Consider the following 26,923-nt stretch of genomic DNA (forward strand, 5'->3'; position numbering starts at 1 on the left):
CCCGTCGTCCTACTCCGTCGGTCCCTGGACCGCACGCCGCAGCAGCGCGAGGAACTGGTCGCGCTCCTGCGGGGAGAAGTGCGCCAGCATCTGGTCGCTCACCGCGACGACGGCCGGAGCGAGCGAGGTGGCAAGCTCCCGGCCGCTTCCGGTGATGCTCACCAGCTTTCTCCGTCTGTCGCTGTCGTCCTTCGCGATGTCCACCAGCCCCCGCCGGTGCAGACGGTCCAGCAACGGCGCCACGGTCGACTTGTCGAGTTTCGCCAGAGCCCCGAGCATCCCCTGATCCATGGCACCGCGGGCATGCAGCAGGCTCAGCACGGTGAATTGAGGCCCGGTGAGGTCCTGGTGGACCTGCTCGTACCAGAGACGGGTGTGCACCTGGTTCAACTGACGGGCCAGGGGGCCGAGACCGCCGATCGCGGTGAGCGGATCGCTGGAGCCCTGGTTCTGCTCCTGGTCCTGGTGGTCCTGCGATGACATGTCCCGCCGCCGTTCCTTCGATCCGCCGAATTGATTAGGACGTACACGTACTATATCGTCGAAGAACTAGGACGCACACGCCATAACTGAGCGCGACGAAGAATCGGGAGGTGACGACGTGAAGCTCGTTGTCGCGATGACCGGAGCGACCGGTGCACCCCTGGGGATACGCCTGCTGGAGGCCCTCGGCGAGCTGGGGGTCGAAACGCACCTGGTCGTCAGCCGCTGGGCCCGCGCCACCATCGCGCAGGAGACCGGGTACTCACTGCGTGACGTGCGGGCGCTCGCCTCGGTCTGCTACAACCCGGACGACCAGGGGGCGGCGGTCTCCAGTGGCTCCTTCCGGGTGGACGGCATGGCCGTCGTGCCATGCAGCATGAAGACCCTGGCCTCGATCCGTACCGGCTGCGGAGAGGGCCTGGTCGGCCGGTCCGCGGACGTGATGCTCAAGGAGCGGCGGAAACTGGTCCTGGTAGCCCGGGAGACACCCCTGTCGGCTGTGCACCTGGAAAACATGCTGGCACTGACGCGGATGGGCGCCGTCGTCATGCCACCGGCCCCCGCGTTCTACAACCACCCCTCGACGATCTCCGATGTCGTCGAACACCTCGTCGCGCGTGTCCTGGACCAGTTCGGCCTGGACCTGCCGACCGCCCGGCGGTGGCAGGGCATGAGAACCGGTGCGCCTGCCCCACGGACCCGGGACGCCCACACGTTCTGACGCGCCCTCAATTCACCGCCTCAACAGTCGCCGTGGTGCGACGGGGGCGTCGGCCACGCATTCCGGACAAGAAAGGTCCCGCCATGACACAACACGGCAGCGCGCTCAACTTCCGTGATTTCGTCGAGGATTCACTCGCCGCGGGGGACGCGGTCGACATCCGGGAGCCGGTCAGCCCCACACTGGAGGTCGGGGCGATCACCCGGCGCGTCTACGAGACGGGGAGCCCCGCCCCGCTCTTCAGCCGGCTGACCGAGGGCAGGGCAGGCTGCCGGATCCTCGGAGCGCCCGCCGGTCTGAGCGGCACGGGAGAGGGGCGGTACGGCCGGCTCGCCGCGCACTTCGGACTGGAGCGCGGGACCGTACCGCGTCAGCTGCTGGAACGGCTCATCTCAGCCATGCACGCCGACCCCGTGCCCCCGCGCCCCGTGGAGACGGGGCCGTGCAAGGAGAACGTGCTGACCGGCGACGACGTCGACCTGGAGCGGTTCCCTGTGCCGCTGCTGCACCATGAGGACGGCGGCCGGTACTTCGGGACGTACGGCTTCCATGTGGTGCGCTCCCCCGACGGGCGCTGGACGAGCTGGTCGGTCAGCCGCACCATGCTCAACGGCCGGAACACCCTGGTCGGCCCGGCCATGCCGCAGCAGCACCTCGGCATGATCCACGCCATGTGGCGCGAGCGGGGGCTGCCGACCCCCTGGGCCATGGTGCTCGGAGCCCCGCCCGCGGCGCTGGCCGCGGCGGGGATGCCGCTGCCCGCCGGCGTCAGCGAGGACGGCTACGTCGGAGCCCTGACCGGAAGTGCGGTCGAGGTCGTCAGGACGGAACTGCACGATCTGTACGTACCGGCCAACGCGGAGATCGTCCTGGAGGGGTACATCAGCCCCGACGAGACGGCTCCCGAGGGGCCGATGGGCGAATATCACGGCTACTCGTTCGCCGGGAGCAAGCAGCAGCCCGTCTTCCATGTCGAGGCGGTGACACACCGGGACGATCCCATTCTGCCGGTCTGCGTGGCGGGCCTCCCCCCGGAGGAGAACCACACCATCTGGGGCACGATGATCTCCGCCGCCAGCACCGACCTGCTGCGCTCCAGCGGCCTGCCCGTGGACCTGGCCTGGTGCTCGTACGAGGCGGCGACGTGCTGGATCGCCGTGTCCATCGACATCGAGCGGCTGGCACGGATGCGACTGAGCGAACGGCAGCTGGCCGACGCGGTGGCGGACGTCCTCTTCGGCTCGCACACCGGCTGGCTGGTACCCAAGGTCATCCTGGTGGCGGACGACATCGACATCACCGACATCAACCAGCTGGTGTGGGCCCTGGCCACGCGTTACCACCCGGGCACCGGCGAGTACGTCTATCCGGATGCGCCGGGCATCCCGATGGTCCCGTACCTGACTCCGGACGAGGCACGCACGGGCCGAGGCGGCAAGTCGGTCATGAGCTGCCTGCTCCCTGAACAGTTCGGGGGCACCACACGGGGCCGCACCGCGTCCTTCCGGCACTCGTTCCCGGAGGACCTGCGGGAACGAGTGATGGCGAACTGGGCCGGATACGGGTTCCCTCCGGGCGCACCGGCGACGGGCTGACTGCCCAACAGGGCGGCGGCACCGGCTCTGTGCAGGGCCGGGCGCGCACGGCCATCAGGTCGAGGTCGCTGCGGCCCTGCTGGTAGTCACCCCCGGCGCATCAGGCGATCGTGCCCTTCATCGCGGCGGACATGTTCGCGGCCCACTCCCAGGGGGCGGCCGTTCCGCCCGGGTCCGAGTTGAAGTACTCCCAGCCCGCCACTCCACCGAAGTCGCTGTATTTGCCGGACAGTTGGGAGACGGTCGACTTGAGGGTGTCCATGGGGACGTATCCGCTGCCGCAGTTGGCCGCGTTGGTGAGGGTGCCCGCCACCACCTTGGCGGCCGGGACGACTCCGTGGTTCACGATGGCCTCGTAGCCGCTGGTGTCGTCCAGTGAACCCCAGCCGCAGTAGAACTGGGCGTTGAACCAGCTGATGGACGATCCCCGGTCGCGGTAGAGGGCGTCGTAGCCGAACCCGGAGAGGTTTCCTCCGCCGTTCAGGGCCGTGGCGACGGGGGCCAGCGTGACGAGGAAGCCGGCGCCGAAGTCGCTGTGGAGCTGGTCGATGAGGCGCTCGACGCCGGCGAGTGACATCCCCTCCTCCACGTCGAGGTCCAGACCGTCCAGGTGGTGCGTGGAGACGACGTTCTTCAGCTTCGGGTAGTACGTGTCGAAGTCGCTGTCGAGCCGCTGGAAGCTGCCCGCGGCGGCGCCGCCGACCATGCCCAGTACGTGGACGCCCTTGCCCTGCATCGCCGCCAGGTCGTTCCACATCGGGTCGAACTTGGCGTCGTCGGGCGACGTGTCATTGAGCGAGACGCTGCCGCCCTCGTTGAGGTGGATCGCGCCGACCGTCACATCCGTGACACCTGTGTCGTGATCGGTCAGCCCCTTCGGGGACACGTACGAACCGTTGGCGAACTGGGTCTGGTAGTAGACGACGACATGGTGATCCGTCGCCGCCTGCGCGGGCGCGGCTGTCATCAAGGGTGCCGCCAGGCCGACGACCATCGCACAAGACAACGTTGTCAGCAGCTTGGTCAAGCGCATCGCGTGTCTCCTCATGTGGGGGACGGCCATGAAAGCGCCTTTCCGCCCGGCCCACAAGACCCAACCGCATTTCAGGACAGGCGCCTTGGGCCCGCATCGCGCTCAGCCGTGGTACCGCCGCACCACGACCCCCGGGGGCTCCTCCACCACGTCGGCCGTCCTGGTGGAGGGGCCCCGGGACCGCTCAGCCCAGCCTGATGGCCGGCTTGTGCTGGTCGAACCAGGTGGCCAGGTCGAGCGCCCTCTCCAGGTGGGAGCGCTGGCGTGTGGTGATCGTCGCCCCGTCCGCCTTGGCGGCCTCCTGGAGCCGCGTGCGGTGGCACAGGTCCAGTGCGGGGTGGCCCGCGGCCAGCAGGTCGGATGCCTGCGACTGGATGGCCGTCACATAGTTCGGGTCGAAACTGCCGGGGTAGCCGCTCTTCTTGCGCTGCACCACCGAGTCCGGCAGCAGGTCGCGCGTGGCCTCGCGCAGGATGCTCTTCTCCCGGCCGTCGAACGTCTTCATCGCCCACGGGGTGTTGAAGACGTACTGCACCAGCCTGTGGTCGCAGAACGGCACCCGGACCTCCAGCCCCACCGCCATGCTCATCCGGTCCTTGCGGTCCAGCAGGGACTGCACCATGCGGCTCAGGTGCAGATAGCAGACCTGCCGCATCCGCTTCTCCAGGCCGCTCTCCCCCTCCTTGAGCGGCGCCTCGGCCACGGCCGACGAGTAGCTGTCGTGCAGATAGGCGTCGAGTTCCAGGCTGTCGGCGAGGTCGTCGGACAGGGCTCCCGTCAAGTTGACCGGCGAGTCCCCGGCCAGCCAGGGGAAGGTCTCCGCCTGCCGGCGCTCGTCATGGAACCACGGATAGCCGCCGAACACCTCGTCGGCGGACTCACCGGACAGGGCGACGGTGGACTGTTCACGGACCGCCGCGAACAGCAGATAGAGGGAGTTGTCGCGGTCACCGAGCCCGATCGGCAGATCGCGCGCGCCGACGGCGGCGCGTCGTACGGCCGGGTCGGACAGCGCGGCGCCGTCCAGCATGATGTCGCTGTGGTCGCAGTCGATGTGCTCCTTGACCGCGTGCACGAACGGGGTGTCCTGTGTCGGGCTGATGTCCATGGCCCGGAAGTTCTTCTCCTGGTCGGGGAAGTCGACGGCGAAACTCCGTACGGTCTCCCCCTGCGCACCGAGCTGCTTGGCCGCCAGAGCCGTCATCGCGGAGGAGTCGAGCCCGCCGGAGAGCAGGGAGCAGCGGGGCACGTCGGCCACGAGCTGGCGGGCGATGATGTCCTCCAGCAGGTCCCGCACATGTCCGACGGTGGCCTCCTGGCTGTCGGTGTGCTCGGTGGCCTCCAGCTGCCAGTAGGCGTGCTCGCGCAGGCCGTTGCGGTCCAGGACCGCCACATGGCCGGGCTTCAGCTCCCGCATGCCCTCCCAGATCGCGGCACCGGGCGTCTTGGCGAACGAGAAGATCTCCCGCAGCCCGTCCCGGCCCACGACGGCCGGAGCCAGCGGGTTGGCCAGAATGGCCTTGGGCTCCGATCCGAACAGCACGCCGTCGTCGGTCTCGTAGAAGTAGAAGGGCTTGATGCCCATCCGGTCACGGATCATGACCAGCTTCTCCGTCCGCGGATCCCAGATCGCGAACGCGTACATGCCGTTGAGCTTGGCGGCCAGCTCCTCGCCCCACTGGAGGTAGCCCCGCAGCACGACTTCGGTGTCGGAGTCGGTCTCGAAGCGGTGCCCGTTGCGGCGCAACTCCTCGCGCAGCTCGGTGTAGTTGTACGCCTCGCCGGAGTACACCATCGCGACCGTGCCGTTCTCGGTACGCGCCTCCATCGGCTGGGCGCCGCCGGGAAGGTCGATGACGGCGAGCCGGCGGTGGCCGAGTGCGGCCCGCGGTGTCAGCCAGGCCCCCTGGGCGTCAGGACCGCGGCAGGTCATCGTCTCGGTCATGGCGTCCACCGTTTCCCGATGGGCTGTCAGGTCGCGTCGGTAGGAAACCCATCCAGTTATGCCGCACACAGGGGACAACCTCTCCGTGGGGGGAATTAGGTGTAACAACCATCTCTCTTCTGGTGGTCGGTCCACCACCCACAGCAACGGCCCACCGGAGTGTGGTTTCTCACCGGTAAACTCTTGTTAAGTTTGGGTTTCGGGCGGCGTGTTGCCCGTGGCGCACGCCCCCGCCGAACCCGGGGGCGTCGGCTCGCGACCTATCTGCCGGAGGCTCGTGTCCTACTTGTTGGGGGTACGGAAGCGGCCCAGCGCCTTGGTGAGCGCACCCAGCGGCGAGCCGTCCGCCTTGGTCTGCCCCGGGGCGGGCGGCAGGGGCACACCGCCGCCGTCGGCCGCCTGGGCCAGTGCCGCGTGCGCGGACTCGGCCGCCTCCCGGTACAGATCACGGGAGTTGGTCATGGCTTCGAGCGCCTCGGCGTACCTGGCGACCATGCCCTGGGCGTGGACCAGTTCCTCGTCCGGGGTGAGCAGGTGCCAGCCCAGGCGCAGCCGGGTCAGCGCACGCTCCGCGTCCTCCGGCAGAGGCCGCGGCAGTGCGGCGAACTCCCTGATCTTCGCGAGGAGTTCGGTCGGCGCCGAGCCGTCGAGGAAGACATTGCGCACCGTGAAGCGCTCCGCGTCGTACTCCGGCCCCTGCGACGCCATGGGCAGGATGACGGCGCCGCCGCGCGGCATCCGCACACCGAACTCCCGCTTCATCGCGACGTCGGCGATCTGGGCCTGCTCCGGGGTCGCCCGGTGTTCGACCACCCGGTGCCGCAGGCTCGGCGGCAGGAACGTCGCCACCGGCTGCCGCCCCCGCGCGTCCGGCGTCATCGCCTCATGCACCACCACATGGATGAACGGGCTCTGCCGGGTGCAGTCCCGCAGCCGGTGGCGCAGCTCGCCGTCGTCCTTCGGCAGGTGGTTCGTCGTCCGCAGCCGCACCCCTGGCACCATGTCGTGGTCCCAGGCCACCTGGTCGCTGTCCGGCCAGAACATGGTGGCGGGCGAGGGCCAGTCCGCGCCCCACGGCCGCTCGGCCTCGGCGGCGAGCACCCAGGTGACGCCCTCGCCTTCCTTGCGCCGGCCTTCCGGGTCGTACGTGGTCAGCTGCGCACGCACCGTGACGTCGTCGCCCGCGCGCCAGCGGGCCTCGAAGAGCCGGCGGGCCGAGGGGCCGGGGTCGGCGGACGCGTCCTTCGGGTGCAGGGCGGTGGAACGCGCCGCCTCGACGGGGTCGAGGTCCAGGAAGTCGTCGAGCACCCCGGCCGCCTTGAGGGCGATCAGGTTGCGCCGGACGTCCTGCTCGGGCTCGGGGCCCAGGTGGCGCCCTCGCCCCAGCCATGCGGTGTCCGGGACGGGGGTCGATGAGCTGCTCTTCTTGGCCATGGAATCGTTCTGCCGGGGGTCGGGGCCCGACCATGGTGGTCTGTGGGCCTGTCGATGGAAGGTACCCCGTTCACGCTTCCTCACGCTCAGCAGTCGGCGCCGAGCATACGGAAATGATCTGCCGCAGCCCGTGATCCGCTTCCCCGGCCGGGCGGGGAAGCGCACACCGGTGGGCAGCGGTACGCCGGACCTGGCCCGCGCCCTCCCGTACACACGCGGCGGTCACACTCGGTGACCTTCGGGGCCCGGTCCGGGCCTCATGGAGTGCGGAAGGTGTTCGACGGGTCACCGCTCGTGCACCCGGCGTTCGGCCGCGCACCATGCCGTGGCGTTGCCCCGCGGTTCGTAGCGCGCCAACGGCTGGGTCGCGGCGAGGAGTTCACGCATGGCGGTACGGTCGCCGAGCAGCCGGTGGGCGCGCGCCTGCACGAGCGCGTTGCCGAGGGCGGCAGCCTCGGCCGGCCCCGCCACCACCGGCAGGCCGCAGGCGTCGGCGGTCAGCTGGCACAGCAGGGCGTTGCGGGCTCCGCCTCCGACGATGTGCACGGTGTCGACGGGGTGGTCGGCGAGCCGTACGGCGGCGCCGATCGTGCGGCGGTGCGCGAGGGCGAGCGAGTCGAGGATGCAGCGCACGGTCTCGGCGTGGGTGCGTGGCCCGGGCTGCCCGGTGGCCCGGCAGGCGGCCGCGATCCGCTCGGGCATCCGGCCGGGCGCGAGGAACGCGACGTCCCCCGCGTCGACGACCGATCTCAGCGGCGGCGCGTCGCCCGCGTCCCTGAGCAGCGGGGCCAGCTGCGGACCGCCCCAGGCGCGCAGGCACTCCTGGAGCAGCCACAGGCCCATGATGTTGCGCAGATAGCGGACCGTGCCGTCGATGCCGAGTTCGTTGGTGAAGTTGGCGGCACGGCTCGCCTCGCTCAGGACGGGTGCGTCCAGCTCCAGGCCGGCGAGCGACCAGGTACCGGTGCAGATGTACGCGAAGCGCCCGGCTGTAGCGGGCACCGCGGCCACGGCGGACGCGGTGTCGTGCGAGCCGACCGCGGTCACCGGAACGGGCCCGGTCAGACCGGTCTCCTCCAGGACGTGCGGCAGCAGCTCCCCCGCCGGGTCACCGGGCCTGCGCAGTGGCGCGAACAACCCGAGGTCGATACCGAGCCGCTCGGCGACGGCGTACGCCCAGTCACCGGTACGCGGGTCGATGAGCTGTGTGGTGGAGGCGTTGGTGAGTTCGGTGCCGGGCCTGCCGGTCAGCCAGTACGTCAACAGGTCGGGGACGAGCAACACCCGTTCGGCCGATGCCAGTTGACGGCTCCCCTGGGCGGACACGAGCTGGTAGAGCGTATTGAAGGGGGCATACTGCAGCCCGGTCGCCGCGTACAGCTCGGCGGCCGGCACGGTCCGCCACACCTGCTCCGCGACGCCTTCCGTACGGCTATCGCGGTAGTGCACCGGGTTGCCGAGCAGTGCGCCGTCCGCGTCGAGCAGGCCGTAGTCGACCGCCCAGCTGTCGATGCCGACGGATGCCACCTGCCCCGAGGCCCGCAGCCCGTCGAGCACGCCCGCGTACAGCGACAGCACGTCCCAGTGCAGGGTGTCACCGGTGCGTACGGGGCGGTTGGGGAAGCGGTGGGCCTCGGTCAGGTCCAGTACGTCCGGCCCCGCCCGGACGGTCATGACGCGCCCGCTGGAGGCGCCGAGGTCGACGGCGGCGAAGGTCAGGGAGTCGGTGGGTGGCACAGGGGTCCTCGCGGGCGGGATGGTCGGGGGGCGGCGGACGCGCGCTGCGATAGTGCGGCACGGTGTGTCGTTGTGCGACACGGCGCGCTGTTGTGCGGTGCGGTGTGATGCGGTTGCCGTGCGCGTCCGCCGTGGCAGGGACGGGCCGGGGTCAGCGCAGGAAAGCCGCCGCGACGCCCGCGTCCACGGGGATGTGCAGCCCGGTGGTGTGCGTCAGATCCCCGCCCGTGAGCGCGAACACCGCGTTCGCCACATGCTCGGGCAGCACCTCACGCTTGAGGAGGGTGCGCTGGGCGTAGAACTCGCCGAGCTTCTCCTCCTCGATCCCGTACGTCGCCGCGCGCTGTGCGCCCCAGCCGCCGGCGAAGATGCCCGAGCCGCGTACGACGCCGTCCGGGTTGACACCGTTCACCCGGATCCCGTACGCCCCCAATTCCGCTGCCAGCAGTCGTACTTGGTGGGCCTGGTCGGCCTTCGTCGCCGAGTACGCGATGTTGTTCGGGCCGGCGAACACCGCGTTCTTGGAGGTGATGTAGACGATGTCGCCGCCGAGGGACTGCGCCGTCATCACCCGGGCCGCCTCGCGTGAGACGAGGAACGAGCCACGCGCCATGATGTCGTGCTGGATGTCCCAGTCCCGCGCCGTCGTCTCCAGCAGGGGCTTGGAGATGGAGATGCCCGCGTTGTTGACCACCAGGTCGACGCCGCCGAACGCCAGCGCCGCGGCCCTGAAGGCGTCGGCGATCTGCTCCTCGGACGTCACGTCGACGGTCACCGCCACGGCCCTGTCCGGGCCGCCCAGTTCATCGGCCACGGCAGCGGCGCTCTCACCGTTCAGATCCGCGACCACCACACAGGCGCCCTCAGCGACCAGACGGTGCGCCACGGCCTTCCCGATGCCGCTGCCCGCACCCGTCACCAGGGCCACCCGGGTCGCGAGCGGCTTGGGTTCCGGCATCCGCCGCAGCTTCGCCTCTTCCAACTCCCAGTACTCGATACGGAACTTCTCGGACTCCTCGATCGGCGCGTACGTCGAAACGGCCTCGGCCCCGCGCATCACATTGATCGCGTTGACGTAGAACTCCCCCGCCACCCGCGCGGTCTGCTTGTCCTTGCCGAAGGAGAACATGCCGATACCGGGGACGAGCACGATCGCGGGGTCCGCGCCCCGCATGGCCGGTGAGCCGGGCTCCGCGTGCCGGGCGTAGTAGGCGGCGTACTCCTCGCGGTACGCGGCGTGCAGTTCCCTGAGCCTGGCGACCGCCTCGTCGAGCGGGGCGGTCGGGGGCAGATCGAGGACCAGCGGCCTGATCTTCGTACGGAGGAAGTGGTCGGGGCAGGAGGTGCCGAGGGCCGCGAGCCTCGGGTGTTCCGCGCCCGCGAGGAAGTCGAGGACGGTCGCGGAGTCGTCGAAGTGGCCCACCTGCGGCCGGTCCTGGGAGGCGAGCCCCCTGATCACCGGGGCCAGCTCGGCGGCCCGCTCCCTGCGCGGGCCGGCGGCCGGGGCCTCGTACCCCTCCACCACGGGTCCGAACGGCTCCGCCCTGCCGTGCTCGGCGAGGAACGTCTCCGCCGTGCGGATGATGTGCAGTGCGTTGCGCTCGCACTCCTGTGAGGTGGCGCCCCACGCGGTGATGCCGTGACCGCCCAGGACACAGCCGATCGCCTGCGGGTTGGCCTCCTTGACGGCCGCGATGTCGAGCCCGAGCTGGAAACCGGGCCGCCGCCACGGCACCCACACCACACGCGCGCCGAAACACTCGGCGGTCAGCTTCTCGCCGTCCGCAGCGCAGGCGAGGGCGATCCCCGAGTCGGGGTGCAGATGGTCGACGTGTGCCGCGTCGACCAGGCCGTGCATGGCGGTGTCGATGGACGGCGCCGCGCCGCCCTTGCCGTGCAGGCAGTAGTCGAAGGCGGCGACCATCTCGTCCTCGCGCCGCACACCGGGGTACACGTCCTTGAGCGCCCGCAGCCGGTCCAGGCGGAGCACGGCGAGGCCGCCGGCGGTGAGCGTACCGAGGTCGCCGCCCGAACCCTTGACCCACATCAGCTCGACCTCACCGCCGGTCACCGGGTCGGTGCCAGGCCCCTTCGCGGAGGTGTTGCCGCCCGCGTAGTTGGTGTTGCGCGGGTCGGCGCCGAGCCGGTGCGAGCGGGCCAGCAGGTCCTGGGAAGGGGTGGTGGCGGAGGCCATGAGCACGTCCTTACGGGGTGAGGGGTGGGTACGAACGGGGTCCTGGCGCCCCGGCCCGCCTGATTCCCTGGTGCGGGGCAGGGGTGGGAGTACGGATTGAAACGACTCAAACATGACCTGCACGAGAGAAGTCCGTCAAGACATTCCGCCGTAACGCGAAGAGGTTGACCGCTACTTGCGGATCCGCGTACCTTCGCCGGGATCCATTTGAATCCATTCAACCCACCTCGGTCCGCGAGGTGCGGGGCGTGCGGGGCGTGCGGGCGACGAAGGAGCCGCATACGGACCGGCTCCGCCGTCTAGGCGTCCACGCACTCCTCGATGACCGAGGCCACCTGCCGCACGGAGGGCGATTCGCGATCGGCCCGGCAACCCAGGACGAGGTCGACGGTCTCCGTCTCGGCGAGCGGCACATAGGTGACGCCGTCGAGCCGCAGGCTCTGCACCGACTCCGGTACGAGTGCGACACCGTGTCCGGCGGCCACGAGGACGACCAGGGTGGCGGTCTCACCGACTTCCACCAGGGGCGAGGGCTGGAAGCCCGCCCGGGCACAGGCGGACAGGACACGGTCGTACATGGCGGATCGCGCCTGTGCGGGGTGGATGACGAAGGGTTCACCGGCCAGCGAGGCCAGTGGGATCCGCCGTTTCGCGGCCAGCGGATGGTGGGCGGGCAGGACGGCCATCAGGGGTTCGGTGCGCAGCGGCGTGATGCTCACCCCTTCGGTGGCGGCGCCGGGGCGGAAGACCGCGAGGTCGTAGGTGCCGTCGAGCAGGCCGTCCAGGAGCTGGGGTGCGAGCAGCTCACCGCGCAGGTCCATGGTGATACCGGGCAGTTGGGCCCGGACGGTGCGGGCGACGCGTGGGAGTACGTCGTAGGTGGCGGTGCCGATGAAGCCGACGGAGACGCGGCCCGCGTGACCGGTGGCGAGCTCCGTCATATGGACCCGGGCGCGCTCCTCCTCGGCGAGCAGCGTGCGGGCGTATCCGGTCAGATGGCGCCCGGCCTCGGTGAGCTCGACGCGCCGGGTCGACCGGTCGAACAGGGGGATGCCCAGTTCGCGCTCCAGCTGTTTGATCTGCTGGGACAGGGCGGGCTGGGCGACGTGCAGGCGGGCTGCCGCACGCCCGAAGTGGCACTCTTCGGCGAGCGCGAGGAAGGAGCGGACCTGGCGGAGTTCCATGGGCTCCAGTTTATAAGGCTCGATAAGGCCGGCTTATTAATGGAGAACAATCAAGTCTTGGACGTGATGAAGCCCGCGGACCTACCGTGCCTGTGTGACCGACAGCTTCGTGTATGCAGCAGCAAGGACACCCTTCGGGCGGTTCTCCGGGGCCCTCGCAGGGACACGGCCCGACGATCTCGCGGCGCTGGCCGTGCGCGGCGTCCTGGCCAGGGTTCCGGCGCTCGATCCGGGCGGGATCGGCGATGTCGTCTGGGGGAACGCCAACGGCGCGGGCGAGGAGAACCGCAACGTCGGCCGGATGGCCGTTCTCCTGGCCGGTCTGCCCACCTCCGTTCCCGCCACGACCGTGAACCGGCTGTGCGGATCCTCCCTGGACGCCGCGATGATCGCCTCGCGCACCATCGAGACGGGCGACGCGGACATCGTGCTGACCGGCGGTGTGGAGTCGATGAGCCGGGCTCCGTGGGTGTTGCCGAAACCTGACCGCGCCTACCCCACCAGGGACGTGACCGCTGTCTCCACCACGCTGGGGTGGCGGCTCGTGAACGAACGGATGCCCAAGGAGTGGTCGGTCTCCCTGGGAGAGGCCAATGAGCAGCTCGCCGAGCGCTTCGGGATACCGCGGGAGCGGCAGGACGAGTTCGCCGTCCGGTCCCATCAGCTGGCCGACGCTGCCTGGTCGGCCGGTTTCTACGACGACCTGGTGGTGCCGGTCACGGTGGACCGCAAGGGGAACACCCTGGCACGGGACGAGGGCATCAGGCCCGGATCCACGGTCGCCGCACTCGCCGGGCTCAAGCCGTCGTTCCGTACCGACGGTGTGATCACGGCGGGCAATGCCTCGCCGCTGAGCGACGGCGCCTCGGCCGTACTCCTGGGCTCCCGGGCCGCCGCCGCGCGTATCGGCGCGGACCCGCTCGCCCGTATCGCGGGGCGCGGGGTGTTCGCGCTGGATCCGCAGCTGTTCGGCTTCGCGCCGGTGGAGGCGGCGAACCTGGCGCTGAGGAGTGCGGGCATCACCTGGGCGGACATCTCGGCGGTCGAGCTCAACGAGGCGTTCGCCGTGCAGGCACTGGCCTGCGTGGACGCCTGGAAGATCGATCCTTCGATCGTCAACACCAAGGGCGGCGCCCTCGCTCTCGGTCATCCGCTGGGCGCGTCCGGCGGCCGGCTGCTGGGGACGCTTGCCCACCGGCTGGAGGAGTCCGGCGAACGGTGGGGGCTCGCCGCCATCTGTATCGGAGTCGGCCAGGCGCTCGCCGTGGTCCTGGAGAACGTCACGGAGGCGAACCGATGACCGTACGACTGTGTGCCCACGCCGACGAGGCGGTCGCCGGGATACAGGACGGCTCCACCGTCCTCATCGGCGGCTTCGGGATGGCCGGTATGCCCGTGGAACTGATCGACGGGCTCATCCGGCAGGGCGCCAAGGACCTGACCGTCGTGTCCAACAACGCCGGAAACGGCGACTCCGGCCTCGCCGCGCTGCTGGCGAAGGGGCGCGTCCGCAAGGTCATCTGCTCCTTCCCCCGGCAGGCCGACTCCTACGTCTTCGACAGTCTCTACCGGGCGGGCGACATCGAGCTGGAAGTCGTACCGCAGGGCAGTCTCGCCGAGCGGATGCGGGCGGCCGGAGCCGGGATCGGGGCGTTCTTCTGCCCCACCGGAGCCGGGACCCTGCTGGCCGAGGGCAAGGAGACCCGCGTCATCGACGGCCGTACCCATGTACTGGAGTATCCGATCAGGGGCGATGTCGCGCTGATCGGCGCCCACCGGGCCGACCGGATGGGCAATCTCGTCTACCGCAAGACCGCCCGCAACTTCGGGCCGGTCATGGCCACCGCCGCGACCACCGTGATCGCGCAGGTCCGCGAGGTGGTCGACACCGGCATGATCGACCCGGAATCCGTGGTGACGCCGAGCATCTACGTCGACCGCGTGCTGCAGGAGGCAAGCGCATGAACCCCGACCGGACCTCCGTGGACGCCGAGCGGCGTCCCCTGGGCAAGCACGACATCGCCGCGCTCATCGCCCGGGACATCCCGCAGGGCGCCTTCGTCAACCTCGGCATCGGCCAGCCGACGCTCGTCGCCGACCATCTCCCTGCCGACTCCGGTGTCGTACTCCACACGGAGAACGGCCTGCTCAACATGGGCCCCGCCGCCCAGGGCGACGCCATCGACCCCGATCTCACCAACGCCGGCAAGGTCCCCGTGACCGAGCTGCCCGGAGCGGCGTACTTCCACCACGCCGACTCCTTCGCCATGATGCGCGGCGGCCACCTCGACATCTGTGTCCTGGGAGCTTTCCAGGTCTCGGCGGCGGGTGACCTCGCCAACTGGCACACCGGCGCACCGGACGCCATCCCCGCCGTCGGCGGAGCGATGGACCTGGCGATCGGGGCAAAGAAGGTCTTCGTCATGATGACGCTGTTCACCAAGACCGGCGTGCCCAAGCTCGTGTCCGGCTGCACCTACCCGCTGACCGGACTGGCCTGTGTCGACCGTGTCTACACCGACCTCGCCGTCTTCGACATCACCCCGCGGGGAGTGGTGGTGCGGGAGACCTTCGGCCCCACCGTCGATGATCTCGCGGGCCGTCTGGACCTGCCGCTCCTGACCTGACCGCCGGCGCGAATCCAGGCGTCCGCCCCATTGCGCGAAATGGTGTTCTGTGGCGACCCCGAGCGCCCGGTACGGTCCCGATTCATGAAGTGGAATTTCGCGACGGCCGGGCAACTCAAGGCTTCCCTGCGTGCCGGTGAAGTGACCTCGGCGGAACTGACCGACGATGCGATAGCCCGCATCGAACAGGACGACAAAGCGATCAACTCGATCTGTGTGCCGGACTTCGACCGGGCACGGGCCGCCGCACGCGACGCGGACGAGGCCCGTGCCCGCGGTGAGGACCGGCCGCTGCTCGGCATTCCGGTGACGGTCAAGGAGTGCTACAACATCGCGGGGCTGCCCACGACTTGGGGCATTCCCGCGCACCGGGACCACCTGCCGGCCGAGGACGCGGTGCAGGTGTCGCGGCTCAAGGACGCGGGCGCGGTGGTGCTCGGGAAGACCAATGTGCCGCTTGGGCTGCAGGACATTCAGAGCTTCAACGACATCTACGGAACCACCAACAACCCCTGGGACCAAGGGCGTACGTCGGGCGGGTCGTCCGGCGGATCGGCCGCGGCCCTGGCGTCCGGGTTCGGCGCGCTGTCCATCGGATCGGACCTAGCGGGTTCGTTGCGCACCCCCGCGCACTTCTGCGGGATCTACGCGCACAAGCCGACCCTCGGGCTGGCGGCGAACCGCGGCATGGTTCCGCCGGGCACGCCCGCGCTGCCGGTCGGCCTCGACCTCGCCGTCGTCGGCCCCATGGCGCGCACCGCCCGCGATCTCACGCTCCTGCTCGACGTCATGGCCGGGCCCGACCCGCTGACCTTCGGTGTGGCGTACGACGTGCGGCTGCCGCCCGCGCGTCACGAACGGCTCGATGACTTCCGGGTGCTCGTCCTCGACGACCATCCGCTCATTCCCACCGGGGCCGCGGTGCGGGCGGGCGTGAACCGGGTGGCTGACGCGCTTGTCGACGGCGGCGCCCACGTCGAACGGCACAGTCCGCTGCTGCCCGATCTGGCCGAAGCCGCCTTGCTCTACACGCAGTTGCTGTTTTCGAGCACCGTTGCGCGTTTCCCCGTCGACGCACTCGATCAGCTGCGGGCCCGCGCCGCCGAACTGAGCGCCGACGACCGGAGCCTCGCTGCGGCGCGGCTGCGCGGCATGGTGTTCAGCCACCGCGACTGGATGGAGGCCGACAGCCGTCGCGAGGCGCACCGCCACGCCTGGCGGCGGCTCTTCGCCGGGTTCGACGCCGTGGTGTGTCCCATCACTCCGACACCCGCGTTCCCCCACAACCACAGCCCGGCTCTGGAGGCGCGCCGGATCGACATCGACGGCGCCGAGTACCCGTACTTCGACCAGCTCGCGTGGGCCGGTCTGCCCACCATGCCCGGTCTGCCCGCCACCGCCGTGCCGACGGGCCGTTCTCCCGAGGGCCTGCCGGTGGGTGTGCAGCTCATCGGCCCGATGTTCGAGGACCGCACCCCGCTGCGGCTGGCCGAACTGCTGGAGGACAGGATCGGCGGCTTCCAGCCACCACCGGCGTAGCGTGCGGACCGGCCGTCGAGGATGAGGTACGCCGCCGAGGATGAGGTACGCCGTCAGGTCGCGGCCCCGGCGGCGTACCGTCAACTCCCCTCTCGTGTACGGCGTTTACCCGCCGATGCCCATGCCGCCGCCCACGACGAGGTTGTCCCCGGTGATGTAGCCGGCGGCGTCCGAGGCGAGGAAGGCCACGGCCTCGGCGATGTCGGCGGGCAGGCCGACGCGTCCGAGGGGGATGCCCTCGCCCCAGGACTCCAGGGTCTCCCGCGAGATACCCAGACGGCTGTAGGCAGGGGTGTCGATGGCTCCTGGGCTGACGGCGTTGACACGGATCCGGCGCGGCGCGAGTTCCAGGGCCGCTGCCCGCATCAAGGGCAGCAGCGCGCCTTTGGCCGCCACCATGGCGGGCGCTGCGATCCCGGTGCCCGCACCGACGGTGAGGATGACGGAAGCGCCGTCGTTGAGCAGCGGAAGGGCTTTTTGCAGTGTGAAGAAGGTGCCCTTGACGTTGATGTCGAAGAGGGCGTCGAAGTCGGCCTCCTCCGTGGCCGCCAGCGGCTTCACCCGCGAGATCCCGGCGTTGAGGAAGAGCACGTCCAGGGTGCCGAACCGCTGCCGGGCACGGTCGATGGCACGGTCGATATCGGTCAGCGAGCGGGCGTCGGCGCGTACCACGGCGATCTCCGGCGGCAGGTTCTGCTCCGCTTCGGCAACGCTGTCGCGTCCGGTGACCATCACCCGGTAGCCGCGTTCGTGGAGCAGTTCGGCGGTGGCCCTGCCGATTCCGCTGGTTCCACCGGTGATCAGAGCTGCGGGTGCGGACATGCTGTTCTCCTTGGGTGCGGTGCGGTGCGGTGCGGTGCGGTGCGGTGCCGTGCGCTGCGCTGCAGGGCCGGGCGCGGTCGCCCGTGTGACGGAATTCGGTCCGGTGCCTGCACGCTAGGAAGGTGCGCCGCCCCGCGTCCAAGGCCCATGCCGTAACCCGCCATACGTAAAAGGCATTACCACAGGTCACCGCGGTGTTCGGGATGAACCGCCGGGTTTCCGGGGTTACGCTCCAGGAATGCCGGACGCGCCTCCCCCCGCAGACCTCGATCTTCGGCTGCTGCGGTATTTCGTCGTCCTCGCCGAGCACCGGACCTTCGCCCGGGCCGCCGAGGCACTGCACCTCACCCAGCCCTCGCTGAGCCGGCAGATCCGCCGCCTCGAACAGCAGCTGGGGGCCAGGCTGCTGGACCGTACGCCGCAGGGCAGCAGGCTCACGGCGGCGGGCGAGGTCTTCCTGCCCGGCGCCAGAACGCTGTTGCGCACCGCGGCCAGGACCGCCGCTCTCACCAGGGCAGCTGCCGAGCCCAGCCGCATCACCATCGGCTACACCGCGAACATCATCGTCACCCCCGCGGTCCGCGAGCTGCGGCGCCGGCATCCGGACGCCGAGGTGAACACCGCACACCTGCCCTGGGACGATGTGCGTCACGCGCTGCTGGACGGCCGGGTGGACGCCGTGGTCACCCGGCTGCCGCTGGAGACCGCGAAGCTGCGGGTGACGGTCCTCCACGAGGAACCGCGGGTGCTCGTGGTCCCCGTCGACCACCGGCTGGCGGGCAGGGAATCAGTCACTCTGGCTGATTTCGCCGACGAGCCCATGATCCGGGGGAGCGACCCGGCCCGGGACGCCTTCTGGCGCATCGATCCCCGGCCCGACGGCAGCCGCGCGCCCGACGGCCCCCTGGCCGAGGACCTGGAGGACAAGCTCGAACTCATCGCTTCCGGAGGGGCCGTGGCGATCGTGCCGGACACGGGCGGCCGCAGCCGCCCCTACCTCGCGGCCGTTCCCCTGCGCGATGTCGAGCCCAGCCACGTCGTCCTGGCGGTACGCGCCGGGGACCGCGGCCGCCTCGTCACGGCATTCGGTACGCTCGCCCACTCCCTCCTCAGCGCCCCGGCGGACAGCGCCCCGGCGGACAGCACCCCGGCCGACGGCGCCCCGCGGTGACCGGGCCCGCGATGACCGGGCCCGGCCGCTCCGGCCTCAGAGGATGTCCAGCGGTTCCTTCCGCGCGGGCGGAGGGAAGGCGGCGTCCAGCGTCCGGAGGTCGTCGTCGGTGAGGCGCAGGTCGAGGGCGGCCCGGTTCTCCTCGACGTGCGCGACGGATGACGCCTTGGGGATGGCGATGACGTCCTCGTGCCGCAGTACCCAGGCGAGCGCCACCTGAGCCGGGGTCTTCCCGTGGGCGGAGGCAACGGCGCCCAGCGCCTCGTGTCCCAGCAGACGGCCCTGCTCGATCGGTGAGTACGCCATGACCGGCACGGAGAGTTCCCTGCACCGGGGGAAGAGGGCGTACTCGGGGCCGCGCCGGGTGAGGTTGTAGAGGATCTGGTCCGTCTGGAGGCGCGCGCCGCCGGGCAGGTCGGCCAGGTCGTCGACGTCGAGGTTGCTGACGCCCCAGGAGCCGATGCTGCCGTCCGCCACCAGCGATTCGAAAGCCTCGACGGTCTCGGCGAAGGGGACGCCGCCGCGCCAGTGCAGCAGATACAGGTCGATCCGGTCGGTGCCCAGGCGGCGCAGGCTCGCGCGGCAGGCGTCGACGGTGCCGCGGGCGTCGGCGTTCGACGGCAGCACCTTGCTCACCAGGAACACCTCGTCACGGCGGCCGCGGATCGCCTCGCCGACGAGCTCTTCGGCTGCACCGCTCCCGTACATCTCCGCCGTGTCGATCAGTGTCATGCCCAGATCGATTCCGCGCCGCAGCGCGGCGAGTTCACCGGCGCGCCGCGATCGGTCGTCCCCCATGTACCAGGTGCCCTGTCCCAGAGCGGGCACCTGGGTTCCGGAGGGCAGTGTCACGGTCCGAACCGCTGTCATGGTGTGTCTCTCCCTTGGTTCACGCCGCGCCGCCCGGCACCGTACCAGGACGTACGGAGCTGCCGCCGGAGGCTTCCCGGTCCGGGACGCGGGCCACCGCGCACCGGGGCCGGCCCGCCGTCACTCGGCCCCGATGGGCTCGGTGGCCAGGTGGTGCAGCAGCCAGCCGCCGACCACCGCGGCGAACACCACCACACAGGCGGCGAAGACCAGACCGGCGTCGCGGAGGCCGATCGCGAGGGAGAGCGCGCCGACACCGATCACCGGCAGCGAGATACCCAGATAGGCCACGACGAAGTAGGCCGAAGTGGTCTCGCCGCGCCGGTCCTGCGGCGCGCGGCTGCTCACCGCTGCCATCCCGGCCCGGAACGACAGCCCCTGACCGAGCCCGGACACCACCGCGCCCGCCGCCAGCAGCGGCAGCGAGGTGAAGAGCAGTGAGCAGCCGATGAACACCATGCCGACCACGAGTACGAAACATCCCACCGGCAGCGCCCGCCCGGCGCCGACCCGGGGCATCGCCAGCTGGCCGACGGTGGAGGCGGCGAACGCCGAGAAGACCACGGCTCCGGAGACCGCGAGGTCGTGCACGCCCAGTGTCCTGGCCATGAAGCTGGGCGCGACCGATGTGAAGAGCCCGAACATGGAGAAGCCGGCGAACGCCGCCAGCGCGGCGGGCACGAACACCCGGCGTACCTCCTGGGGTACGTGCGGGAGCCGGGGCCGCAGCGCGGGGCGCGGCTGCCGGTGGGGGACGGTCTCGGGCAGCGGGAGCGTCAGCGAGACCGCCACCGCGAGCAGCCCCAGATGGACGAGGTACGGCAGCCGCAGCGGCCAGGGCGCGTAGGCGGCCAGGATCCCGGCCAGCAGCGGGCCGCACCCCAGGCCGCCCATGTTCGCCGCGGTCGCCGCGAAGCCGGCCCGGCCGCGCCGGTCATCCGGCGCCAGCTCCATCACGAAGACGGTGGCGGTGCCGGTGAACAGTCCGGCGGACAGCCCGGACAGCACCCGGCCGGTGAACAGCAGCGGCAGGCCACCCTCCAGGACGAAGCACAGCCCGCTCGCCGCGGAGAGCCCGAGCGCCGCCAGGAGCACCGGGCGGCGGCCGAGCAGATCGGAGAAGTTGCTCGCCAGGACGAGCACCGCGATGACGCCGGCCGCGTACGTCGCGTAGATGACTGTCACCATCAGCGACGAGAACCCGATGTGCTCCTGGTACAGCCCGTACAGCGGGGTGGGCAGCGTGGTCCCGGCCATGCCGACCGCGAAGGTGAACGCGGCCGCCTTGTACTGCCAGGGCCGCCCCTGCCCCGGGTTCCGCTGCCCCGGGTTCTGCCGCTCCGGATTCTTCGATCCTCGGTACATAGCGGACACCGTAACGAGCGGCGCGGCGCTGTGCGGGCAGGCGGGCTCAGTCCAGGGTCATTCCGGACGTCTCGGGTGCCCAGGCGAAGGAGACCACGGCGCCGAGCACCAGGAACACACTGAGGATGGTCATGGACGGCGAGAACCCGAGATGGTCGATGCTCATCGGCAGCAGGAAGGTGCCCGCGGCCGAACCGATCCGGCTGAGGCCGTTGAGCAGTCCGACACCGGAACTGCGCAGCCCCGTCGAGAAGAGCTCCGGAGGATAGACCTGGTCGAGATTGGACGAGGCCGACATCATAAAGGTGAAGACCAGGAAGAGAACGAAGAGCAGAAGCTTCGGCGCTCCGGGCCAGACACCCATGGGGCCCAGTGCGACGGCCATCACGACAAAGGACCCGATCACGAATCCGCGGCGCGAGAACCGTGCGACGAACCAGAGTCCCGCGATACTGCCGAGCAACAGGAATACGTTCAGCAGCCCGTCACCGAGAAATCCGCCCTTCAGGCCGAACTTGGCCATGACGATGGGCAGGAACGTGTAGATGGCGAAGTACGGAATGACCTGACAGTTGTAATAGAGGACGCCGAAGGCGGTCTTGCGCCACTGCTCGGCGCTGAACAGCCCGCGGTAGGAGGCCGGCGGCGCTTTCTCGGTGCCGGGCTCGGCCGCGATGGAGTCGAAGTCCACATGCCGGCCGATGTACTTCTCCACGACGGCACGGGCCTCTTCGACGCGCCCCTTGCTGATCAGCCAGCGGGGCGACTCCGGGGTGCCGATCCGCATCAGCAGCACCACCAGGGCGGGAAGCGCGCTGCTCGCCAGCAGCCACCGCCAGGCGTCGCCGCCCTGGTCGATGAGGTAGTTGCCGAAGAAGAAGGAGCAGATGTAGCCGATCGTCCACATGGCGGTGAGCGAGGCCAGCAGAAAGCCGCGGTGGCGCCGGGGGCAGAATTCGGCGACGAGTGTCGGACCGATGGCGTAGTCGGCTCCGATGCCGATACCGATGAGGAGCCGCAGGACGAACAGTTCTGCGGGCCCGCCCGCCCAGAACTGCGCGATCGACGCCAGGGTGATCAGGACGAAGTTCAGCATGTAGAGCTGCTGGCGCCCGATGCGGTCGGCCAGCCAGCCGAGGGTGATGCTGCCGAGGAAGATTCCGATGAGCGCCGATGCCCCGAGCAGCCCCTCCCAGGCGGAACCGAATCCCATCTGCGGCTTGATAAGGGTCAACGCGATCCCGATGACGCCCAGTTGATAACCGTCGGAGAAGTTGGCGCCGAAGGTGAGCGCGGTGATCTTGATGTGGAATCTGTTGAGGGGCGCGTCGTCGAAGGGGACGAGTCCCGGATCCGCCACCGGAACTGGAGCTAGCTTGTTTTCAGGCATCGTCCCACTTAGGTCCCATCCTCGTGGAAGTTGTCTTTCCCGGCGCCCGCCCACGTGCGGTCAGGCCCAGGACGGCAGACGGCGAACGCCCGCTGCGCGCCCCTGTCCACGCCATGAATAGCAAGTTTCAAGTAGGTTCATCGATGAATGGAAACGTGTCAAGGGGTGCGCGGCGATTGGCGGGTACGAGGTGAGTGCGGGGCGCGTGCAGCCCCGCGTTCAGGGCTCCCGGTCGAGGCTCACCACCCCGCGTACGATGCCCAGCTCCACCAGATCGTGGGGGCGCAGACGCAGCTGGTCGGCGGTTTCCGCGGTGCGCTCCGGAGGCCGTTTGAGGATGGCGGCGGCGGCCTCCGGCGCGATGACCGAGAAGTAACTGTCGGGTGTGGCCCAGGTGTTGCCCGGCGCGGCCAGCGCGAGTGCGCCGCCGGAGCCGCCCTCGCCGATGAGGAGCGAGGTGAGCGGGACGCGGGCGGTGGCCATGGCGAGGAAAAGCCCGCCGATGGCGGATCCCGCCCCTGAGCGCTCCGCTTCGGCGTCGTTGGCGGCGCCGGGTGTGTCGATGAGGGTGAGGACCGGGATACCGAGGACGCCGGCGAGAGAGACCAGCCGGGTGGCCGTGCGGTAGCCGGCCGGGCGGGTCGCGGTGCCGCACTGTGCGGCGTATGCGACGGTCCGGCCGCGGCGGATGCCGAATCCGCAGCGCATACCGGGGTCGGTGCCGCCGCAGCGGTCCCCGCCGATCTCCCGGACGGGGCCGTCGAAGTAGGCGGCGAGCCAGGCATCCGCTCGTGGGCGCCCGGGGGACCTGGCCAGCGCCACGGCCTCCTGCCCGGAGGTGACGCGGGCCGGCCACGCCACGGGCGTGCCGGGAGGTTCCGGCGCCCCGGTGCCCCGTGGTCCGGACAGCAGCAGCACCCAGTCGGCCAGGGCCGTGCGCAGTTCGCCCGGGTCCACCAGTGCGTCGATCTGCCCGGCGGCGAGTTGCCCTTCGGCGCTGTACGCGGCCGGGTCGGCGCCCGGTGGCCGTACCCGCGATCCGGCGAAGCCCACCTGCGCGCCGGGCAGCGCGAGGACGATGTCGGCCCCGGCGCCGAGGGTGGCCCAGCCGCCGCCCGTCGAGGGGTCGCGCGCGACCGCGATCTGCGGGACACCCGCGGCGCGCAGCCGGGCCGACTGACGTGCCACACGCTGCAGTTGGGCCAGCGCGCGCATCCCCTCCTGCATCCGGCTGCCACCGGTGGCGATCAGTGAGACGAGCGGGGCGCGCCGTTGCCCCGCCAGGGTGTAGGCGGCCTCCAGGAGGTCGCCCGTGGGCTCTCCGAGCGAGCCGCCGAGGAAGCCGAACTCGAAGGAGACGATGACCGTCTCCCGGCCCGCGATCGAGGCGGCGCCGCAGACGACGGACTCGCGCTCCCCGGTCCGCTCCGCTGCCCGCGCGGCCGACTCGTCGTACCCCGGCCAGCCGATCGGGCCGTCGGGCTCCCCCGCACGCGGCGGAAGCGGCAGCTCGGTGAAGGAGCCCGGATCCGCCACGGCGTCGATCGCCTCGCGGGCCGTCCATGTGTCAGTCATGCAGCGCACGCTTCATGATCTTGCCCATCTCGTTGCGGGGCAGTTCGTCGAGCAGCCGCACCTCGCGCGGCCTCTTGTGCGGGGCGAGCTGCTGCGCCACATGACGGGCCAAGTCATCGACTGTGGGCGGGTGTTGTGCGTCGGAGGGGACGATCCAGGCGACGATGCGCTCGCCCAGGTCCGCGTCGGGCGCTCCGGTGACCGCCGCCTCGCGTACCGCGGGATGGTCGAGCAGGGCGTTCTCGATCTCACCGGCACCGATCTTGTAGCCGCCGCTCTTGATGAGGTCGGTGGCCTTCCGGCCGACGATGCGCACATACCCGTCGGGGTCGCGGGTCGCCATGTCTCCGGTACGGAACCACTCACCGTCGAACGCGGCGGCGGTCGCGTCCGGACGGTTCAGATACTCGGTGAACAGGTTCGGGCCGCACACCTGGATCTCGCCGACGGTCTCGCTGTCGTACGCCGTGATCTCCTCCCCCGTCTCCTCGACCAGCCGCACCCGCACACCGTCCAGCGGCACACCGACCGTGCCGGGACGCGGTTCGCCGTCGGCGCGGACACTCGTGTTCATCAGGGTCTCGGTCATGCCGTAGCGCTCGACGACCCGCCGTCCCGTCGCCGAGGCGATCCGCTCGTGGTCGTACACGGGGAGCGCGGCCGACCCTGACACCAGGAGCCGGGCACCGGACAGGGCCTTGGCCAGCGCCGGGTCGCCGGCGAGCGCTTCGGCGATGCGGTGGTACATGGTGGGGACGCCGAAGAACATCGTGCCGTGCGCCGCCAGTTCACGGGCGACCGCGGCGGTTTCGAAGCGGCCGATGTGGTGCACGGCGCCGCCCCGGCGCAGCGGGCCGAGGATGCCCAGGATCAGGCCGTGGACGTGGAAGAGCGGAAGGCCGTGGACCAGTACATCGTCTCCGGTCCACTCCCAGGCGCCGGCCAGCGCGTCCAGGGTGGAGGTGATCGCCCGGCGCGGCAGGACGACACCCTTGGGCGGCCCGGTGGTGCCGGAGGTGTAGACGATCAGCGCGGGTGTCGCGGCGGACGGCTCATCGGGGAGCGTCGGCGGTCCGGACGCGGGCCGTACGTCGATGTCGATCCGGTCGATGCCGGCGAGCACGGGCGGGAGTACGTCGCCGGGCGCGGCGAGGACCAGCGACGGGGCGCTGTCGGACAGGATGTGCACCAGCTCGCGCTCGCCGGTCCGCGGGTTGAGCGGTACGGCGGGCACCCCGGCGAGCAGGGCGGCGACGACACCCACGGCCGTCTCCAGGGTGGGCGTCGCCCAGACGGCGACCCGTCCGGCGCCGGCGAGCCGGGCCGCGTGGGCTCCCGCCGCCGCGGCCAGTCCGGCGTGGCTGAGCGACCGGTCGCCGAAGGTCAGCGCGGGGCGGGCCGAGCCCGCGGTCAGGGCCGGGAAGAGAGAGGACATGGGTCGGGACTCCTCAGTACGGGGGTTTGCGGGGGCTGGTCGGTAAGGGATACGGGAACTGGGCTACGGGACCGGCTGCTTTCCGGGCGGCCGGTGACGGGTCTGCTCCTCTCAGACCACCCCGACCCTCTTACCCGGTACGCCACCGGGCTGCTCACGGGGCGCACGCGACCGCACCACCAGTTGTGCCACGCCGGTGACGACGAGGTTCGGCAGCAGCGCCACGAGGCCCGGGTCCATTGTCCCGAGATCCACGCCGCCGAAGGTCAGCCAGGTGAGGACCGCCACCCCGGTCAGGATGCCGAGCAGGACGGGGACGGCGTCCAGGCGCACCTTTCTGGCCAGTCCCATGGTGATGGCCGGGGCCAGCTGGCTGAGCCCGCCGAAGGTGAGCAGCAGCAGATTGGCGAGGAGGTCGGGGCGGGACAGCCCGAGACAGAGCGCGAGGGCCGCGGCGGCGACCGCGCACACATGGTTCGTGCGCAGCTGGGTGCGCTCGCTGCGGGCGCTCAGGACATTGCGGGACAGCAGACTGGAGATGCCCACGATGATGGCGGCGGACGGCACCATCGCGGCCGACGCGGCGGCCACCGCGACCACACCGACCAGCCAGCCGGGCAGGGTCTGACCGGCGAGGGTCAGCGCCACCGCGTTCCCGGGCGAGTGGGGCGACACCATGAGGATACCGGCGAAGCCGACGACGACCGGGATACCGAGGGCTATCTGGTAGAGGGGCAGCCAGACGGCGTTGGAACGCAGCGCGCGGCCGCTTCGGGCCGCGAGGACCGGGGGCCACAGATGCGCCATGGTGCCCAGGCCGCCGCCGATACCGGAGATGATGACGGCACTGACGAAGAAGGTCGCGTCGTAGTCCTTCTGATGCAGCGTCAGCAGGTCAGGGCGGGTGTCGCGCACGGTCTCGAAGAGACCGCCGATGCCGCCCTTCACCGAGACCGCGACCCCGATGAACAACACGAGGAGCCCGACGACCATCAGGGCGTCCTTGAGATAGGCGACGCGGGCGACTCCGCGGATACCGGACCACAGCACGAAGCCGACGGTGAGGACCGTCGCCAGGATCATGCTGAGGTTGCCGCCCGTGCGGCTGCCCGTCGCCAGCTGGACGATCAGGCCGAGACCGGTGATCTGCAACTGGAGGTAGGGCAGCAGGAAAACGGCCCCGACGACGGCGACGACCTTGCCGAGGAGCGGGCTCCGGTAGCGCTCGGCGAAGAAGTCCGCCTGCGTCAGATAGCCGTGCTCGCTCCCGAGTTGACGCATCCTCGGAGCGGTGAAGTACTGGAGGACGAAGTTGATGGCGAGATAGCACAGGGCGTACGAGGCCGCGACTCCGCCGCCGAAGGCCAGTCCCGCGAGTCCCAGGAAACTGAAGGTGGTGAAGGACTCGCCCGCCTGCAGGAACCAGGTGGTGAAGGTGGAGAACTTCCTCTCCCCCACGGTCCATTCACCGAGCGGCCCCCTGGCCGGCCGGTGTCTGCCGATACCGACCACGGCGATGGCCAGCATGCCGATCGTGGCGATGACGCTGGTGCTGTTCATGCCGGGGTCTCCGTCTCGGTGTGGTGCTCGCCCGCGTCGGCGGGCCGGGCGAAGCGGTCGGTGAGCGCGAGCCCGGCCGTCGTCCCGGCCGTCCACAGCAGGCACCAGGCCAGCACCGAGGGGACACCGAGCCACAGGTACGGACCGTTCACGAAGGGCAGGAACGGTGTGCAGATGAACGCCATGACGGGCACGACGGCCCAGATCACGTGCAGTTTCCTCATGGGGACTCCCTGGGTGCGA

Annotated in this window: 22 protein-coding genes; 7 read left to right on the forward strand and 15 right to left on the reverse strand. The window is 70.6% G+C overall.

Going from position 1 to position 26,923, the window contains the following annotated elements:
- Positions 1-9: 9 nt before the first annotated feature.
- A complete protein-coding gene (locus OG510_RS01750; RefSeq protein WP_406134848.1) occupies positions 10-483 on the reverse strand; it encodes a MarR family winged helix-turn-helix transcriptional regulator in 474 nt (157 codons plus the stop codon).
- 118 nt (positions 484-601) lie between these two features.
- Here OG510_RS01750 and OG510_RS01755 point away from each other — a divergent pair, with 118 nt between their 5' ends.
- Both OG510_RS01755 and OG510_RS01760 read left to right on the forward strand, forming a co-directional pair.
- Positions 602-1,204, forward strand: a complete 603-nt coding sequence (locus OG510_RS01755) for a UbiX family flavin prenyltransferase (protein ID WP_406134849.1) — start codon at positions 602-604, stop codon at positions 1,202-1,204.
- A gap of 83 nt (positions 1,205-1,287) precedes the next feature.
- Positions 1,288-2,799, forward strand: coding sequence for a UbiD family decarboxylase (locus OG510_RS01760; protein ID WP_406134850.1), 1,512 nt, complete (start codon positions 1,288-1,290; stop codon positions 2,797-2,799).
- A gap of 100 nt (positions 2,800-2,899) precedes the next feature.
- On the opposite strand, the gene OG510_RS01765 is transcribed toward OG510_RS01760, so the two are convergent.
- The 6 genes from OG510_RS01765 to OG510_RS01790 form a co-directional block, all read right to left on the reverse strand.
- Positions 2,900-3,832: a chitinase gene (locus OG510_RS01765; RefSeq protein WP_406134851.1), complete on the reverse strand. Its 933-nt coding sequence runs from the start codon at positions 3,830-3,832 to the stop codon at positions 2,900-2,902.
- A 184-nt stretch (positions 3,833-4,016) separates the two neighbouring features.
- Positions 4,017-5,846, reverse strand: coding sequence for an asparagine synthase (glutamine-hydrolyzing) (gene asnB, locus OG510_RS01770; protein WP_406134852.1), 1,830 nt, complete (start codon positions 5,844-5,846; stop codon positions 4,017-4,019).
- Between the two features lie 213 nt (positions 5,847-6,059).
- Positions 6,060-7,211: a hypothetical protein gene (locus tag OG510_RS01775; protein WP_406134853.1), complete on the reverse strand. Its 1,152-nt coding sequence runs from the start codon at positions 7,209-7,211 to the stop codon at positions 6,060-6,062.
- 285 nt (positions 7,212-7,496) lie between these two features.
- Positions 7,497-8,885: a rhamnulokinase family protein gene (locus tag OG510_RS01780; protein WP_406142274.1), complete on the reverse strand. Its 1,389-nt coding sequence runs from the start codon at positions 8,883-8,885 to the stop codon at positions 7,497-7,499.
- 214 nt (positions 8,886-9,099) lie between these two features.
- Positions 9,100-11,256 (reverse strand): bifunctional aldolase/short-chain dehydrogenase, encoded by a 2,157-nt coding sequence (locus tag OG510_RS01785; RefSeq protein ID WP_406134854.1) that lies wholly within the window; start codon positions 11,254-11,256, stop codon positions 9,100-9,102.
- Between the two features lie 185 nt (positions 11,257-11,441).
- Positions 11,442-12,326, reverse strand: a complete 885-nt coding sequence (locus tag OG510_RS01790; RefSeq protein ID WP_406134855.1) for a LysR family transcriptional regulator — start codon at positions 12,324-12,326, stop codon at positions 11,442-11,444.
- 94 nt (positions 12,327-12,420) lie between these two features.
- Between OG510_RS01790 and OG510_RS01795 the strand changes: the two genes are divergently transcribed.
- The 4 genes from OG510_RS01795 (at position 12,421) to OG510_RS01810 (ending at position 16,492) form a co-directional block, all read left to right on the forward strand.
- Positions 12,421-13,626: a thiolase family protein gene (locus OG510_RS01795; protein ID WP_406134856.1), complete on the forward strand. Its 1,206-nt coding sequence runs from the start codon at positions 12,421-12,423 to the stop codon at positions 13,624-13,626.
- Positions 13,623-14,291: a 3-oxoacid CoA-transferase subunit A gene (locus tag OG510_RS01800; protein ID WP_406134857.1), complete on the forward strand. Its 669-nt coding sequence runs from the start codon at positions 13,623-13,625 to the stop codon at positions 14,289-14,291. Before OG510_RS01795 ends, OG510_RS01800 begins: the two co-directional genes overlap by 4 nt.
- Positions 14,288-14,953 (forward strand): 3-oxoacid CoA-transferase subunit B, encoded by a 666-nt coding sequence (locus tag OG510_RS01805; protein ID WP_406134858.1) that lies wholly within the window; start codon positions 14,288-14,290, stop codon positions 14,951-14,953. The genes OG510_RS01800 and OG510_RS01805 overlap by 4 nt, the downstream gene beginning before the upstream one ends.
- An 84-nt stretch (positions 14,954-15,037) precedes the next feature.
- Positions 15,038-16,492 carry an amidase gene (locus OG510_RS01810; RefSeq protein ID WP_406134859.1) on the forward strand — a complete coding sequence of 485 codons (1,455 nt, stop codon included), beginning with the start codon at positions 15,038-15,040 and terminating at the stop codon, positions 16,490-16,492.
- 105 nt (positions 16,493-16,597) lie between these two features.
- Here OG510_RS01810 and OG510_RS01815 read toward each other — a convergent pair whose 3' ends face one another.
- Entirely contained in the window at positions 16,598-17,314 is a 717-nt protein-coding gene (locus tag OG510_RS01815) for an SDR family NAD(P)-dependent oxidoreductase (protein ID WP_406134860.1), read from the reverse strand.
- 238 nt (positions 17,315-17,552) lie between these two features.
- Here OG510_RS01815 and OG510_RS01820 point away from each other — a divergent pair, with 238 nt between their 5' ends.
- A complete protein-coding gene (locus tag OG510_RS01820) occupies positions 17,553-18,485 on the forward strand; it encodes a LysR family transcriptional regulator (RefSeq protein WP_406134861.1) in 933 nt (310 codons plus the stop codon).
- Positions 18,486-18,521: 36 nt separating this feature from the next.
- Here the strand turns inward: OG510_RS01820 and OG510_RS01825 are convergent, their stop codons facing one another.
- From OG510_RS01825 to OG510_RS01855, 7 genes are all read right to left on the reverse strand, one after another.
- Complete coding sequence (locus OG510_RS01825; protein WP_406134862.1) at positions 18,522-19,355, reverse strand: aldo/keto reductase; 834 nt, start codon at positions 19,353-19,355, stop codon at positions 18,522-18,524.
- Positions 19,356-19,475: 120 nt separating this feature from the next.
- Entirely contained in the window at positions 19,476-20,612 is a 1,137-nt protein-coding gene (locus OG510_RS01830; RefSeq protein WP_406142275.1) for an MFS transporter, read from the reverse strand.
- A gap of 154 nt (positions 20,613-20,766) precedes the next feature.
- Positions 20,767-22,110 (reverse strand): MFS transporter, encoded by a 1,344-nt coding sequence (locus tag OG510_RS01835; protein WP_406134863.1) that lies wholly within the window; start codon positions 22,108-22,110, stop codon positions 20,767-20,769.
- Between the two features lie 219 nt (positions 22,111-22,329).
- Positions 22,330-23,685, reverse strand: a complete 1,356-nt coding sequence (locus OG510_RS01840; RefSeq protein ID WP_406134864.1) for a carboxyl transferase domain-containing protein — start codon at positions 23,683-23,685, stop codon at positions 22,330-22,332.
- Entirely contained in the window at positions 23,678-25,120 is a 1,443-nt protein-coding gene (locus OG510_RS01845) for an acyl-CoA synthetase (protein ID WP_406134865.1), read from the reverse strand. Before OG510_RS01845 ends, OG510_RS01840 begins: the two co-directional genes overlap by 8 nt.
- A 111-nt stretch (positions 25,121-25,231) precedes the next feature.
- Positions 25,232-26,680, reverse strand: coding sequence for a sodium:solute symporter (locus OG510_RS01850; RefSeq protein ID WP_406134866.1), 1,449 nt, complete (start codon positions 26,678-26,680; stop codon positions 25,232-25,234).
- On the reverse strand, positions 26,677-26,904 hold the full coding sequence (locus OG510_RS01855; protein ID WP_164259788.1) for a hypothetical protein: 228 nt from the start codon (positions 26,902-26,904) through the stop codon (positions 26,677-26,679). Before OG510_RS01855 ends, OG510_RS01850 begins: the two co-directional genes overlap by 4 nt.
- Between the last annotated feature and the right edge of the window lie 19 nt (positions 26,905-26,923).

This window comes from Streptomyces sp. NBC_01089 (genome assembly GCF_045162975.1).
Taxonomy (GTDB): domain Bacteria; phylum Actinomycetota; class Actinomycetes; order Streptomycetales; family Streptomycetaceae; genus Streptomyces.

Coding starts and splice junctions, on each gene's coding strand:
- OG510_RS01750 (WP_406134848.1), bottom strand. CDS start 483: ATGTCATCGCAGGACCACCAGGACCAGGAGCAGAACCAGGGCTCCAGC.
- OG510_RS01760 (WP_406134850.1), top strand. CDS start 1,288: ATGACACAACACGGCAGCGCGCTCAACTTCCGTGATTTCGTCGAGGAT.
- OG510_RS01765 (WP_406134851.1), bottom strand. CDS start 3,832: ATGCGCTTGACCAAGCTGCTGACAACGTTGTCTTGTGCGATGGTCGTC.
- OG510_RS01775 (WP_406134853.1), bottom strand. CDS start 7,211: ATGGCCAAGAAGAGCAGCTCATCGACCCCCGTCCCGGACACCGCATGG.
- OG510_RS01780 (WP_406142274.1), bottom strand. CDS start 8,885: ATGACCGTCCGGGCGGGGCCGGACGTACTGGACCTGACCGAGGCCCAC.
- OG510_RS01785 (WP_406134854.1), bottom strand. CDS start 11,256: ATGTTTGAGTCGTTTCAATCCGTACTCCCACCCCTGCCCCGCACCAGG.
- OG510_RS01790 (WP_406134855.1), bottom strand. CDS start 12,326: ATGGAACTCCGCCAGGTCCGCTCCTTCCTCGCGCTCGCCGAAGAGTGC.
- OG510_RS01800 (WP_406134857.1), top strand. CDS start 13,623: ATGACCGTACGACTGTGTGCCCACGCCGACGAGGCGGTCGCCGGGATA.
- OG510_RS01805 (WP_406134858.1), top strand. CDS start 14,288: ATGAACCCCGACCGGACCTCCGTGGACGCCGAGCGGCGTCCCCTGGGC.
- OG510_RS01810 (WP_406134859.1), top strand. CDS start 15,038: ATGAAGTGGAATTTCGCGACGGCCGGGCAACTCAAGGCTTCCCTGCGT.
- OG510_RS01815 (WP_406134860.1), bottom strand. CDS start 17,314: ATGTCCGCACCCGCAGCTCTGATCACCGGTGGAACCAGCGGAATCGGC.
- OG510_RS01820 (WP_406134861.1), top strand. CDS start 17,553: ATGCCGGACGCGCCTCCCCCCGCAGACCTCGATCTTCGGCTGCTGCGG.
- OG510_RS01825 (WP_406134862.1), bottom strand. CDS start 19,355: ATGACAGCGGTTCGGACCGTGACACTGCCCTCCGGAACCCAGGTGCCC.
- OG510_RS01830 (WP_406142275.1), bottom strand. CDS start 20,612: ATGGCCGGGACCACGCTGCCCACCCCGCTGTACGGGCTGTACCAGGAG.
- OG510_RS01835 (WP_406134863.1), bottom strand. CDS start 22,110: ATGCCTGAAAACAAGCTAGCTCCAGTTCCGGTGGCGGATCCGGGACTC.
- OG510_RS01840 (WP_406134864.1), bottom strand. CDS start 23,685: ATGACTGACACATGGACGGCCCGCGAGGCGATCGACGCCGTGGCGGAT.
- OG510_RS01845 (WP_406134865.1), bottom strand. CDS start 25,120: ATGTCCTCTCTCTTCCCGGCCCTGACCGCGGGCTCGGCCCGCCCCGCG.
- OG510_RS01850 (WP_406134866.1), bottom strand. CDS start 26,680: ATGAACAGCACCAGCGTCATCGCCACGATCGGCATGCTGGCCATCGCC.
- OG510_RS01855 (WP_164259788.1), bottom strand. CDS start 26,904: ATGAGGAAACTGCACGTGATCTGGGCCGTCGTGCCCGTCATGGCGTTC.